General features: G+C 65.0%; 11 protein-coding genes. 6 read left to right on the top strand and 5 right to left on the bottom strand.

Going from position 1 to position 13297, the window contains the following annotated elements; translation table 11 throughout:
- Positions 1-49 precede the first annotated feature (49 nt).
- The 5 genes from J7355_RS06835 to minC all read right to left on the bottom strand — a co-directional run bounded on the left by J7355_RS06835 (position 50) and on the right by minC (position 4923).
- Positions 50-1327 (bottom strand): putative manganese transporter, encoded by a 1278-nt coding sequence (locus J7355_RS06835; RefSeq protein ID WP_209061148.1) that lies wholly within the window; start codon positions 1325-1327, stop codon positions 50-52.
- 84 nt (positions 1328-1411) lie between these two features.
- A complete protein-coding gene (locus J7355_RS06830) occupies positions 1412-3040 on the bottom strand; it encodes a choline dehydrogenase (RefSeq protein ID WP_209061146.1) in 1629 nt (542 codons plus the stop codon).
- Positions 3041-3075: 35 nt separating this feature from the next.
- Positions 3076-3342: a cell division topological specificity factor MinE gene (gene minE, locus J7355_RS06825; RefSeq protein ID WP_209061145.1), complete on the bottom strand. Its 267-nt coding sequence runs from the start codon at positions 3340-3342 to the stop codon at positions 3076-3078.
- A 3-nt stretch (positions 3343-3345) separates the two neighbouring features.
- Positions 3346-4152 (bottom strand): septum site-determining protein MinD, encoded by an 807-nt coding sequence (gene minD / locus J7355_RS06820; RefSeq protein WP_209061144.1) that lies wholly within the window; start codon positions 4150-4152, stop codon positions 3346-3348.
- Positions 4153-4155: 3 nt separating this feature from the next.
- On the bottom strand, positions 4156-4923 hold the full coding sequence (gene minC, locus J7355_RS06815; RefSeq protein ID WP_209061143.1) for a septum site-determining protein MinC: 768 nt from the start codon (positions 4921-4923) through the stop codon (positions 4156-4158).
- Between the two features lie 118 nt (positions 4924-5041).
- Between minC and J7355_RS06810 the strand changes: the two genes are divergently transcribed.
- The 6 genes from J7355_RS06810 (at position 5042) to J7355_RS06785 (ending at position 12947) form a co-directional block, all read left to right on the top strand.
- Positions 5042-6511 (top strand): circularly permuted type 2 ATP-grasp protein, encoded by a 1470-nt coding sequence (locus J7355_RS06810; RefSeq protein ID WP_209061142.1) that lies wholly within the window; start codon positions 5042-5044, stop codon positions 6509-6511.
- Between the two features lie 4 nt (positions 6512-6515).
- Positions 6516-7442 (top strand): alpha-E domain-containing protein, encoded by a 927-nt coding sequence (locus tag J7355_RS06805; RefSeq protein ID WP_209061141.1) that lies wholly within the window; start codon positions 6516-6518, stop codon positions 7440-7442.
- Between the two features lie 51 nt (positions 7443-7493).
- On the top strand, positions 7494-8555 hold the full coding sequence (locus J7355_RS06800; protein ID WP_209061140.1) for a putative zinc-binding peptidase: 1062 nt from the start codon (positions 7494-7496) through the stop codon (positions 8553-8555).
- Positions 8556-8604: 49 nt separating this feature from the next.
- The gene (locus J7355_RS06795; RefSeq protein ID WP_209061139.1) at positions 8605-9474 is read left to right on the top strand and encodes a DMT family transporter; all 870 of its coding nucleotides are present in this window, start codon (positions 8605-8607) and stop codon (positions 9472-9474) included.
- Positions 9471-10364, top strand: a complete 894-nt coding sequence (locus tag J7355_RS06790) for an alpha/beta hydrolase (protein ID WP_209061137.1) — start codon at positions 9471-9473, stop codon at positions 10362-10364. The genes J7355_RS06795 and J7355_RS06790 overlap by 4 nt, the downstream gene beginning before the upstream one ends.
- Positions 10365-10475: 111 nt before the next feature.
- The gene (locus J7355_RS06785; protein ID WP_209061135.1) at positions 10476-12947 is read left to right on the top strand and encodes an acyl-CoA dehydrogenase; all 2472 of its coding nucleotides are present in this window, start codon (positions 10476-10478) and stop codon (positions 12945-12947) included.
- The last annotated feature ends 350 nt before the right edge of the window (positions 12948-13297 follow it).

The following is a 13297-nucleotide window of genomic DNA, read 5'->3' as shown; positions in this document are numbered from 1 at the left end:
TGGCGACAAAGCCGCCGGTCCGCACGGGCCGGCGGCTTTTTTTGGGGGGCTAGTAGCCGAGCGCGAAGGCGGTGTAGCCGACCAGCAACGCCGGAACGGCCGAGTAAGCGGTCGCGAGGATGGCGGCCTTCGGCGTCAGTGCGATCGCCGGGAACAGCGCGTCGCCGTCGTTGCTGATGGCGTTGGCAAGCAGCGCCGACATCGGCACTGCACCGCTCAGATAGAGCGTGGTCAACAGGATCTGCGGCCCGCAGCCCGGAATGAATCCAACCAGGACGCCGGCGAGCGGCATCAAGGGGCCCGCAATATTGAACCAGCTTTCCGGCTCAGCGCCCGTCAGCGCGACACCAAGCTCGAATACCAGAAAAGCCGCGATCACCCACACGGTCACGAAATTGGTGTCGGTGCGCGCGCGTCGCCCCCAGGCCATGAGACCACCGGCGGGCTTGTCGTCGCGCGTATCGTGGCCTGGGTTGGTCAGCGCCGAGACCTTGAACGCCGAATCGTGGATATCGCCCGGGCCGTTGCCGCCGATCCGCGCGGCCCACATGCCCATGGCCAGCATGGCGCCGCCAAAGCCCAGCCAGGTCACCGGCTCGTAGCCGGCCCACGTACCAAACCAGTCGTTCGGTTCCTGCTGGAAGGCAATCGCCAGCGCGAAGGGCACGCCCATCGCCCACACCAGCATCCAGCCGCGATCCAGCCAGGCCGGCGCCTCTCGTCCCGAAGCGAGCGCATCCGGCCCACGCGTTGCGGGCTGGCCCGACGGCGCGGCCTCGTGACGCATGAAGCCAGGACCATGTACGGCGTCGACCACCCAGCCACAAACGATTGCGGCCACAAGACTGATACCCAGCACCACGCCCGCCGTTTGCGGCGCCGCCGCGATCAGCAGAAACGCCGCATCGCCCATGGTCGCGACCAGCACGGCCACCAGCGCGCCAAAACCAATACGCCCGTTGACGAACTGGGTCACCACCACGATAGCGCCGCCGCAACCCGGCAGCATGCCGAGCAACGCCGCGATCGGCACCTGGGCGCGCCCGGCGTTGGCCAGCCGGGTGTCGAGATCGATGGCGAAGCGCTGTTCCAGCGCGTAGAGCAGGATCAGCGTCGCGGCCACGAAGACGCTGACCTGGAGATAGGCCTCGGCCAGGGTGTCGCGCACGAGGAGCCCGATATCGCTGCCACTGAATACGACGGCCAGGATGAGCACCGGCACGCCCCAGCGCAGACCATCACGGCCGAACAGCGCCGGCAGGCGTCGGCGCGCGGTGAATATGGCAGCCTGCGTCATTTCTTTCATGGGCGGCTCAAGTTTAGCCATGGCTAATTCCTGAAGCCAAAGCTATACGATCGCCCAGCGCCTGACAAGCGCCGCGCCGATTTTTTTCGACCGAGAAAAACGCCGCTAGGCGGCGGCGTCTTCCAGAATCATGTCCGCTGCCTTTTCGGCGATCGCGGTGGTGGGCGCATTGGTGTTGCCGCCCACGAGCGTGGGCATGATCGATGCATCGACCACGCGCAGCCCCTGCATGCCGTGAACCCGCAGCCGGTCGTCCACGACGGCCTCGTCGTCGTGTCCCATACGGCAGGTGCCTACCGGATGATAGATGGTTTCGGCACGCTCACGGATGAAGGCTTCGATGGCTGCATCGTCGTCGACGCCCTCCCCCGGCTCGAACTCCCGCTCACGATGTCGCGCCAGGGGCTCGGCCCGCATGATCTGGCGACCGACCTTCACGGCTTTCACCAGCTGGGCGAGGTCGTCCGGATGGTCGAGATAGTTGGGATCGATCAACGCATCGGCCATGGGATCTGCGCTCTTCAGGCCGATATGCCCGCGGGATTTCGGCCGCAGATCACAGACACGCAGCGTGTAACCGTGATGCTTGATCGTGTTCCAGAGGTTGTGGCCGTGATCCTGCTCGATCGTCGCAATGAAATGCAGCTGCAGATCGGCCAGCGCGTTCGAGGGGTCACTCTTGGCGAAACCGCCCGCCTCGGCGACGTTGCTGACCAGCTGGCCACGGCCGTGCACGAAATACTCGTAGGCCGCCTTGGGCGCATCGATGAGCAGGAATTTCGGGCTCAGGCGCAGGCTGATCTTCGTTTTTTCCAGTTCGATAACGCTGACATCGAGATGGTCCTGGAGATTGCGCCCCACGCCCTTGAGCTCGTGGATCAGCGGAATGCCGTGCGGCTCGATCTCTGCGGCCGGGCCAATGCCCGACAGCAGCAAAAGCTGCGGCGAATTGATCGCTCCGCCAGACAGCAGCACCTCGCGCCGTGCGGTCAGTGTGCGATCGCCGCCGAACCACCCTTTTTTGTAGGTCACGCCGGTCGCGCGCTTGCCTTCGACGAGGATTTTCTTGGCGCGCGCACGGGTAATGACCGTCAGGTTGTCGCGGTGGCGTACCGGGTGCAGGAAAGCGTCGGCGTTGCTGCAGCGACGGCCGTTGTCTTGGGCGACACTGTAGAGACCGAAACCTTCCTCGGTGGCGCCGCCGAAGTCATCGTTGCGCGGATAGCCGCAGCCGACGGCGGCATCGACAAAGGCATGGCTGAGCGGGTTAACGTGGCGCAGCGCACTGACGCAATAGCCGCCACTGGCGCCGTGGTACTCGCTCTCGCCGCCCTCGTGCTTTTCCGACTTGCGGAAATAGCCCAGCATGTCGCGAAACCCCCAGCCGCGGTTGCCGAGCTCGGCCCAGTGATCGTAATCCCAGGCGTTGCCACGGGTGTAGCACTGGGCATTGATCGAGCTGGAGCCGCCCAGCGTCTTGCCGCGCGGCCAGAACATCTCACGCCCGTTCATGTGCTTCTGCGGCGCGGTGTAGTACGCCCAGTTGAACATCTTCGACCACATCAGGCCGATGATGCCGATCGGGATATGGATCAGCGGATTCCAGTCACCGGGCCCGGCTTCGAGCAGACACACGGACACGTTCGGATCCGCGCTCAGCCGGTTGGCCAGTACACAACCAGCGGAGCCGCCCCCCACGATGATGTAGTCGAACGTCTGCTCTTCCGTGGGCATCGCGGCTCCTCCTGGTTCGTGTTGTCTTTTATGTTTTAGTGACGGGCGTCTTCAGGCAGCGTGATATTGAGTTCCAGCACCTCGAGATCGCCCTCGCGCTCGATCTCCATCTGCACGGCATCGTCGCCGACCTGCACATACTTGCGCAGCACGGCCAGCAGATCCTGTTGCAGCTGCGGGAAGTACGCCGGATGATCGCCACCCCCGGTACGACGGTGGGCCACCACGACCTGAAGCCGTTCCTTGGCCATCTGGGCCGAGGTCTTCTTCTCGTTGTTACGAAATACGTCGAGCCAACCCATGGTTTACCTCCCCATCAGCCGGTCGAGAAACTTCTTCTTGGCCTCGGTGAACCGCATCGGCCGGTTCTCGCCGAGAAAACGCGCCACCAGATCCAGATACGCCTGGCCCGCGTCCGCGTTCTCTTCCATGGCAACCGGCATGCCCGAGTTGGACGCGTTGAGCACCTTCTCGGACTCCGGAATCACGCCGAGCAGTGGAATGCCGAGAATGTCGTTGATGTCGTCCAGCGACAGCATCTCGCCCTTGCCCACACGGTTTGGCGCGTAGCGCGTGACCACGAGATGCTCCTTGACCGGCTCGCCGCCTTCCTTGGCGCGCTTGGTCTTGCTCGACAGCATGCCGAGCACGCGGTCGGAGTCGCGCACCGAGGACACCTCGGGATTGGTGACCACCAGTGCCTCGTCGGCGTAGTACATCGCCATGATCGCGCCGGTTTCGATGCCGGCCGGCGAATCACAGATGATGTAGTCGAAATCCTCGGCGAGCTTGTTGAGCGTGCGCTCGACACCTTCCTGGTTGAGCGCGTCCTTGTCGCGTGTCTGCGAGGCGGCGAGGATATAAAGATTCTCGTGCCGCTTGTCGCGGATAAGGGCCTGCTTGAGGTTGGCCTCGCCGCTGATCACGTTGATGAAGTCGAACACCACCCGGCGCTCGCACCCCATGATCAGGTCGAGGTTACGCAGACCGACATCGAAATCGATGACGACGGTCTTGTGCCCCCGCATGGCAAGCCCGGCTGCGAAAGAGGCGGCGGTCGTGGTCTTGCCGACCCCACCCTTGCCGGACGTGACGACGATGATCTTTGCCACTCTTTACTCCTGCAATTCGATGCTCAAGTTATCGTTGTCCAGGCGAACCGCAACGGCCCTGGAACGTACCCCCTCTTCTATCGCATCGGCCACCTTGTAGCAGCCCGCGATCGCGACCAGATCGGGTTCGAAACGGCGGCAGTAGATCCGCGCTTCGGTGTCTCCGGTGGCGCCCGCCAGCGCGCGCCCTCGCAGTGCACCATAAATATGTATGTGGCCGTCCGCCAGTACTTCCGCACCTTCGCTCACCGACGTGGCGATAACGAGGTCGCCGCCGCGCGCGTAAATCTGCTGGCCGGAACGTACGGGCTTGGTCACGAGCCGGGTCGGCGTACGCGGCGGCTCTTCGCGCGCGACCGGGGCGGCCTGTGCCTCCGCAGACGCCTTTTTGTCGGCATCGGCGCTGGCCGCTTCCGGCTCGCGCGTCTTCGCGGCATCTGCGCCGCTACCGCCACGGGCCGGCGAGGCCATGACGCCCAGACCGGCGGCCTCGGCCGCCGTGCGCGCCTGCGGACCGGGATCGAGAATACCCACCGGAACCATGCCCGCCTGGCGCACGATCTCGCTGACTTCGGCCAGATCCGGCACCGCGTCCGGAATCGACAGCAGCACCGGCATCTGCTCGAAGAAACCGGGGGCGCGTGCGAGCTGCGCCTCGATCTGACTGGCGATGCGGCTGCCGTCTGTTTCACGGACTTCGAGTACTGTAAGGGTCATCATGCGACCCTTGAACACGACGCCGGTACCGGCCGCGGTGGTTGTGTCCGCCATGCCCGAACTACTCTGAAAACAAGCCGGCGAGTCTAGCATGCTGCTTGCGCATTACGGTCTGCCTCTTGCATAGAAATAGGCGCCAAACCGCCCTCTCAACGATTGGAAGAAGCTATTCATGAATCAACTCTGGCAGGACTATCGCAGTCCCGGCTTCTTCGACGAAGTCTTCGACGACTCGGGGCAACCGCGGCCCGCCGCCAACGCACTCGTGCGCTACCTCGGCGAGTTCAGTACACAGGAGATCGACAGTCGCCGGATGGCGGCCGATCTGTCGATCAAGTCGATGGGCATCACCTTCACCGTCTACTCCGACGCCGGGATGATCGACCGCGCCTGGCCGTTCGACGTGCTCCCACGCACGATCGGGCGCCGCGAGTGGGATCGCGTTCGCGAGGGGCTGCAACAGCGGGTGACTGCGCTCAATCTGTTCATCGCCGATCTCTATGGTAAACAGCAGATCATCAAGGACGGCGTGTTCCCGCGCGAAGTGCTCGCGCAGTCGGTGAACTTTCGGCCCGAATGTGTCGGCGTGCGTCCGCCCGGCGATATCTGGGCGCATATCTGCGGCTCGGACCTGGTGCGCGATGGCGCCGGCGATTTCTATGTGCTCGAGGACAACCTGCGCGTGCCCTCCGGCGTGTCGTACATGGTCGAGAACCGACTGGTGTCCAAGCGCGTGTTCCCCGAGCTGTTCGCGCAGAGCGATATCCTGCCGGTGGATGACTACGCCAGTGAATTGCTGGATTCGCTCAACGCCCTGTCGCCGCGCCAGGACGTCACGCCCAACGTCGCGCTGCTCACGCCGGGCGTGTTCAATTCCGCTTTTTTCGAGCACGTCTGGCTGGCCGGCCAGATGGGCGCCGAGCTGGTCCAGGGCAGCGATCTCTACGTGGACAGCGACGACTGCGTGTATTCGCGCACCATCTTCGGCCCGCAGCGGGTCGACGTGATCTATCGGCGCGTGGACGACGCATTCATCGACCCGGAGGTCTTTCGTGCCGACTCGGTGCTCGGCACGCCCGGGCTCATGCGGGCCTGGCGCGCCGGCAATGTGGCCATCGCCAATGCGCCCGGGGCGGGCGTGGCGGACGACAAGGTGGTCTACGCTTTCGTGCCACAGATCATCCGCTACTATCTGGATCAGGACGCGAAACTCCCGAACGTGCCCTCCTGGCTGTGCATGGAGGACACGCAGCGCGATCACGTGCTCGCCAATCTGGATTCGCTGGTGGTCAAACCCGCCAACGAATCCGGCGGCTACGGCATGCTCATCGGCCCGCGCGCCACGCCAGGCGAGCGCGACCAGTTCGCCCAGCTCATTCGCCGCAACCCGCGCAACTACATCGCCCAACCCACCCTGGCGCTGTCCACCGCACCGACACTGATCGAGAACACGGCACGGCCACGGCATGTCGATCTACGGCCGTTCATCGTCTCGCGTCCGCACAACGACGCCTTCGTGACCATGGGCGGGCTGACCCGCGTCGCGTTGCGCGAGGGCTCGCTGGTGGTGAACAGCTCCCAGGGCGGCGGCAGCAAGGACACCTGGATCGTCGAGGACGATCTCGGCGGCAACGAGGGCTAGGACGATGCTTTCAAGACTCGCACAGAACCTGTTCTGGACCGGCCGTTATTTAGAGCGCGCCGAATCGACCGCCCGGCTCATCAACGCGACCACGCTGTTGCTGCTCGACATGCCGCGTCAGACCGAATTCGACTGGCGTGCGCTGGTCGAGATCGTCGGCGCGGACGATGCGTTCGCGCAGCGCTATCCGGACGACAGCGAAGCCAGCGTGATGCGGTTTCTCGTCGCCGATCGCATGCACCCCAGCTCGATCGCCAGCGCGCTGGCGATGGCCCGCGAAAACCTGCGCAGCGCGCGTGACCTGGTCCCGCGCGAGGTGTGGGAAGAAATCAACGGCCTGCACCTGTTCATTGCCGATGAAGGCCAGCACATCGAACGGCGACTGGCCCGATCGCGGGTCATGGAGCGCGTGGTCCACAGCGCGCGCCAGATCGCGGGCATGATCGAATCCGGCATGAGCCGGGATGCGGCCTACGACATGCTCACGCTGGGGCTGTCGCTGGAGCGGGCGGACATGACCACCCGCATCATCGACGTGCGCAGCAGCGACCTGCTGGTCGACGAAAACAGCGATCTGCGTCCGTACCAGACGGTGCAATGGATCAGCGTGCTCAAGTCGCTCAGCGCGTTCCAGATGTATCGGCGGCACGTGCGGGTACGCGTCACCGGCCCCGGCGTGGTGCGTTTTCTTCTCGCCGACACCGCCTTTCCGCGCTCGGTGCGCTTCTGTCTGCAACGGGCGAGCCAGCGTCTGTCGCGCCTGCCGGCACCCGGGCGTTGCAGTGCGTCGATCGACGCGGCCATGCACGTGCTTGGCGATGCCGACCTGAGCACGCTCAAGGGCCACCGGCTGAGCGAGTTTCTCGACCGCATTCAGATCGAGCTCAACGGCATCAACAACGCCATTCAGGATCGCTACTTCCAGCATTGAACCCGACCATCATCACGATCCGCTCGAATTCAGGGGCTTCGAACACACGCCATGCGCGACTTCTATTGCCAATGCGGCAACTCGATCTTCTTTCGCAATACCCAGTGCCTGGTGTGTCGCCGCAGACTCGGCTTCGCGCCGGAGGCCGGCATCATGACCGCGCTCGACGCACTCGACGACGCGCGGTGGCAGGTGCCCGCCTCGGGTCGAATCGAGGGCCGCATCTATCGTCGCTGTCGGAACGACACCCAGTACGATGTCTGTAACTGGCTCATCCCGGCCGAGTCGACGCACCATTTCTGCCCGTCGTGCCGATTGACCCGCACCATTCCGGACCTTGATGCACCAAGACACATCGAACTCTGGAGCCGACTCGAGAACGCCAAGCGGCACCTGATCTTCAATCTGCATCAGCTGAGGCTGCCGATCGTGGGCCGTGACGCAGACCCCGATTTCGGCCTGGCTTTCGATTTCCTTGCCGACGCGGACGCCGAGACCGAGTTCACCGAGCCGCTGGCCGGGCGCGCGCAGGTCACCACCGGCCACGCCAATGGCGTGATCACGATCAACATCGCCGAAGCCGACGACGTGGCGCGGGCGCGCATGCGCGAGCAGATGGGCGAGCACTACCGCACCCTGATCGGTCATTTCCGTCACGAAATCGGGCACTACTACTGGGCACGGCTGATCGACGGCCGCGCCTGGATCGACGAATACCGCACGATGTTCGGCGACGAGCGCGCCGATTACAGCGCGTCTCTGCAGGCCCACTACGCCAACGGCGCGCCGCCCGACTGGCAGGATCGCTTCGTCACCCCCTATGCTTCGGCCCACCCTTGGGAGGACTGGGCCGAATCGTGGGCACACTATCTGCACATACGCGACACGCTGGACACCGCAACCGAGTACCAGCTCGTACGCTCACCGCCGTGGCAGCAGAATCCGCGCGACTTCGACGCCCTCATGCACCGATGGACACATCTGGCGATCGGCATGAACGCGGTCAACCGCAGCATGGGCCTGGCCGACGCCTACCCGTTCGTGCTCAATGCCGGCGCCCGCGCCAAGCTCGAGTTCATTCACCGCGTGATCGAGCCCTTCGAGACCGCCTGACCGACCGCGCCGACACCACGCGGGCAACACTGCATTCGGGCGCGCTGTCTTGAGCCCGCGCATTGTCGGCATGGCGCTGACCGGCACGGGCGTGCTCGTCCTCAGCCCGGACTCCATCCTGATCCGGCTGCTCGATGCCGACGTGGCGACGACGCTGTTCTGGCGCGGCATCGCCATGGCTATCGGCCTGGGCGGATTTCTTCTCGTGCGCGAGCGCGGGCGCACGTGCGCCATTGCCGCGCAGATACGCAGCCCACTCGGCTGCGGGCTGGCCTTGCTGTTCGCGATGAGCAATATCCTGTTCGTTTTCACCGTCGAGCACACGACCATTGCAGATACGCTCGGCTGCCTGGCCACCGCGTCGATCTTCGCTGCGCTGTTCAGCGTGATCTTTCTCGGCGAGCGCGCACCGCGGCGTACATGGATCGCGGCCGCCGCCATTGCCGGCGGCCTGCTCCTGATCGCACTCGACGGTGCCGGCAGCGCGATCGGGCGTGTCAGCGGCATCGCGACGGCGATCGTGTTCGGGGCCACCTTCGTGGTCATGCGCGCCACCGGACACGGCGACACCCTGCCGGGCCTGGCCCTGGGCGGCGCGCTGATCGCGGCGACCACGGCCGTATTCGCCACGCCATTCTCACTTTCCGCATCGGGATTCGCCGCGCTCGCCGGCCTCGCCCTCGTGCTGCCCACCGCGTTCGCCCTGATCGGCCAGGGCCCGCGCTATCTGCCAGCGCCGGAGGTCAGTCTGCTGATGTTGCTGGAAACGGTGTTCGGCACGATCTGGGCCTGGCTTTGGCTGGCGGAAGTGCCGAGCCGGCCGACGCTGTTCGCCGTGGCCATCATTCTCGTCGCACTCACATTATTCTACTGGCGCGAGGCGGTTGCCGCGCGTCGCCCGCAGGGAATCGCCCCATGAGCCTGATCGACAACATCACCTTTCACACGCTCGGCCCGCTGCATTATGCGGTACGCGAGGCCGGCAATCCCGAGGGCGAACCGGTCCTGCTGTTGCACGGCCTCATGGATACGGGCGCCGGGTTCGACGCCCTGGTGGCCGCGATCGAGAAGCGATCGCCCGAACGCTATCGTTTCATCGCGCCGGACTGGCGCGGTCACGGCGCCACCGAGGCGATACACGACAGCTACTGGTTTCCCGACTATCTGCTGGATCTCGAACGCCTGCTCGACAAGCTGACCGGCCGCGGCAGCGCCAACCCGGTCACGCTCGTTGCACACAGCATGGGCGGACAGATCGCAAGCCTCTATGCCGGCACCCGGCCCGAACGCGTGGCACGCCTGATCACGCTCGATAGCCTGAACGTGCCCGACAGCGACCCGGCGAACGTGCCCGACCGCTATCGCGGCTGGCTCGACGCCCATGCCAACCCGCCAATCACGAAGGTCTACGAGGATCTCGAAACCGCGATCTCGCGCATCGGCCGTCGCTACCCCGAACTCAGCGCCGAACAGACCGATTTTCTCGCACGCCAATGGACGGCCGAGGAGAACGAGACGGGACGCCGGCAGATGCGTGTCGATCCCTGGCACCGGGTCGCATTGCCCTACGCGTTTCGCGCCAGCGAGGCGATGGCGCTCTGGCGTGAAGTCACGGCGGCGGTGCTGTGTATCGACGGGGGCGACTCGCCGGCACGCTATTTCTGCGACGACGCGGAAATGCAGCGCCGCCGCGCCTGTTTCGCGAATGTCACGCGCGTGGTGGTCGACGGATGCGGCCATATGCTGCACCTTCAGAAACCCGAGGCCGTGGCCGCGGAAATCTGCGCGTTTGTCGACGCACATCCCTGAGCGGCCGCGCCGCCGCCCCAGCACAGCGCAGTTTGCCGGGGCTCCGCGCTTGGCCTAGGCTGCGGTTAAAGTCCGATGCAGGCCGGTTTGGCCCGGCCCTGGAGCCTTGTCATGACCGCAATCGTCTGGATCGTCGTGTTCCTTGGCGCATTCGTCGCGCTGGCCTACAACCGCGTGGGGCTCAAGACCGCCACGGCCGTAACCGCCCTGCTGCTGGCCGCCTGCACGCTCACCAGCACCGGCTGGGCCGGAGGCCTCGTGCTCTGGCTGGTGTTTCTCGCCGTCGCGGTTCCGCTCAACGTGACCGCAATACGCCGGCCCTACATCACACGTCCGGTGCTCGATATCTTTCGCAAGGTACTGCCGACGCTCTCGGCCACCGAACGCACCGCGCTGGATGCCGGCACCGTCTGGTGGGAAGGCGAGATGTTCTCCGGCGCGCCGAACTGGCGTCGGCTCGAGCGCCTGCCCGCGGCCGAACTTTCCGCAGAAGAACAGGCGTTTCTCGACGGCCCGGTCCAGCAGCTGCTGGACCTGTGCGACGAATGGCAGATCACGCACGAAGACGCCGATCTTTCGCCCGAGGCCTGGCAGTTCATCAAGGAAAACCGGTTCTGGGGCATGATCATCCCCAAGCGCTATGGCGGTCTGGAATTCTCGGCGTATGCGCATTCCTGCGTGCTGGCCAAGGTCGGTAGCGGTCCGGCCGGCGGCACCGTCGGGCCGATCGTGGCAGTACCCAACTCGCTGGGGCCGGCCGAACTGCTGATGCACTACGGCACCGAATCGCAGAAAGACCACTACCTGCCGCGACTCGCCGTGGGCGACGAAATTCCCTGTTTCGGCTTGACCAGCCCCCATGCGGGCTCCGACGCGGGCGCGATTCCCGACCGGGGCGTCGTCTGCAAGGGCGAATGGAACGGCGAAGAGATCCTGGGCATGAAACTCACCTGGGAGAAACGCTATATCACGCTCGCGCCGGTAGCGACCGTGCTCGGGCTGGCCTTCAAGATGTACGACCCGGACGGACTGCTCGGCGGCGAGACCGAACTCGGGGTGACCTGTGCACTGGTTCCAACCGACACCCCCGGCGTGCATAGCGGGCGCCGGCATTTCCCCGCCAGCGCGCCGTTCCAGAACGGCCCGACCTGGGGTACCGACGTGTTCGTGCCGCTCGACACCATCATCGGCGGCCCGGACATGATCGGCCAGGGCTGGCGGATGCTCATGGAGTGCCTGTCGGTCGGCCGTTCCATCTCGTTGCCGTCCGGCTCGACCGGCGATGCGATCTCCAACGCGCGCCTGACCGGCGCCTACGCGGTCGTGCGCCGCCAGTTCAATGTCTCCATCGGCGCGTTCGAGGGCATTCAGGAAGCACTCGCACGGATCGGCGGCAAGACCTATGCCTGCGAATCCGTGCGCCGGTTCACGTCGAACGCGGTCGATCTGGGCGAGAAACCGTCCGTGGCCTCCGCGATCGCCAAATATCACGTGACCACTATGGCCCAGGACGTCGCCAAGGATGCGATGGATGTCCACGCCGGCAAGGCCGTCATGCTCGGGCCCGGCAATCCGGTAGCACGCAGCTTCCAGGCCGCGCCGGTCAACATCACCGTCGAAGGCGCCAACATCCTCACGCGCAGCATGATGATCTACGGCCAGGGCGCGATCCGCTGTCATCCCTACGTGCTCGACGAGATCGAGGCCGCCAACAACCCGGATCGCGACGCCGCACTCGCCGATTTCGACGACATCTTCTACAGCCACATCGGCCATGACCTTGCCGCCGCGGCACGATCGCTCGTCATGGGGTTCACCGGCGGTCGCGGCACGACCGCGGGCAAGGTCGCCGAACTCGCGCCCTATTACCGGGCCATGAATCGCTACTCGGCCAACCTCGCCCTGCTTTCGGATATCGCGATGGCCACGCTGGGCGGCAGCCTGAAGTTTCGGGAAGCGTTGTCCGCACGTCTGGGCGACGTGCTGTCACAACTGTATATCGCCAGCGCCACACTCAAACGGTACGCCGAAGACGGCGCCCACGCCGAGGACCTGGCGCTGGTGCAATGGGTGTGCGAAGACGCCTTTGCCACCATCGAATCACGCATGGCGGGCGTGATACGGCATCTGCCGAACCGGCCCGCCGCCTGGCTCGCGGGCTTTCTCATATTCCCGCTCGGCCTGCATGCGCGTGTGCCCGGCGACGCGCTTGGTCAGCGCATCGCGCAGCTGTTGCAGACGCCCGGCAAGACCCGCGATCGCCTGACACCCCGCTGCTATATCTCGCAGAACGAATCCGAGGGTATCGCTCTGTTCGAGCGCGCCATGCAGGCCACGATCGGCTGCTCGGATCTCCTCGGGGAAATGACCAAAGCCGGCAAGGACGGCCGCATCACCGCCGACCACCCCCGCGATCAGATCGAGCAAGCGCTGGCGGCCCATGTGTTCGACGAAAGCGAGACCGAACGCATGCGCGAACTCTACGCGCTGCAAATGGCCGTCATAAGCGTGGATGATTTCGATCCCGCCGAAATGCGGTCCGTGCGCAAGAAAAACAACGACGACAGCTCGCGCGCGGCCTGATAAAAGCAGGGCTACGCGATCTCGCCCCGCGGCATCAGGGCCGCGGAATCGATCGTGAATCAACGTCTTGGCGGGCCTTTCGAAAAACGTCTGAGCCAGGTCGCGAAAGCCGCTATTGCGAAAAAGTTTGCGCGCAGCGATGCGTGCACAAGCGCACCGCCGCATCAACGGCGTTCGTAATGCCGACCGCAGCAACGAACCGATGACAGGGTCTCGCAGGGAAAACCGTCCCCGAAATCCTTTAATTACGGGCCGCCGAACACGTGGCGAGACCTCCCTGCCCGATTGCTGCAATGCGACAAATTCTATTGCATTCAATATTTTCCCGGCACGGGTGGCGTGCAGTTCGA

The sequence above is a fragment of the Endozoicomonas sp. G2_2 genome (genome assembly GCF_017744135.1).
Classification (GTDB): domain Bacteria; phylum Pseudomonadota; class Gammaproteobacteria; order Nevskiales; family Salinisphaeraceae; genus Salinisphaera.
The sequence above is the reverse complement of the archived record's forward strand: the minus strand, read 5'-3'. Positions and strand labels throughout refer to the sequence as shown.

Excerpts from the sequence above, each read along its gene's own strand:
- minC (WP_209061143.1), bottom strand. The coding sequence starts at position 4,923 with ATGGCGGACACAACCACCGCGGCCGGTACCGGCGTCGTGTTCAAGGGT.
- J7355_RS06805 (WP_209061141.1), top strand. The coding sequence starts at position 6,516 with ATGCTTTCAAGACTCGCACAGAACCTGTTCTGGACCGGCCGTTATTTA.
- J7355_RS06810 (WP_209061142.1), top strand. The coding sequence starts at position 5,042 with ATGAATCAACTCTGGCAGGACTATCGCAGTCCCGGCTTCTTCGACGAA.
- J7355_RS06790 (WP_209061137.1), top strand. The coding sequence starts at position 9,471 with ATGAGCCTGATCGACAACATCACCTTTCACACGCTCGGCCCGCTGCAT.
- J7355_RS06830 (WP_209061146.1), bottom strand. The coding sequence starts at position 3,040 with ATGCCCACGGAAGAGCAGACGTTCGACTACATCATCGTGGGGGGCGGC.
- J7355_RS06800 (WP_209061140.1), top strand. The coding sequence starts at position 7,494 with ATGCGCGACTTCTATTGCCAATGCGGCAACTCGATCTTCTTTCGCAAT.
- J7355_RS06785 (WP_209061135.1), top strand. The coding sequence starts at position 10,476 with ATGACCGCAATCGTCTGGATCGTCGTGTTCCTTGGCGCATTCGTCGCG.
- J7355_RS06835 (WP_209061148.1), bottom strand. The coding sequence starts at position 1,327 with ATGGCTAAACTTGAGCCGCCCATGAAAGAAATGACGCAGGCTGCCATA.
- minE (WP_209061145.1), bottom strand. The coding sequence starts at position 3,342 with ATGGGTTGGCTCGACGTATTTCGTAACAACGAGAAGAAGACCTCGGCC.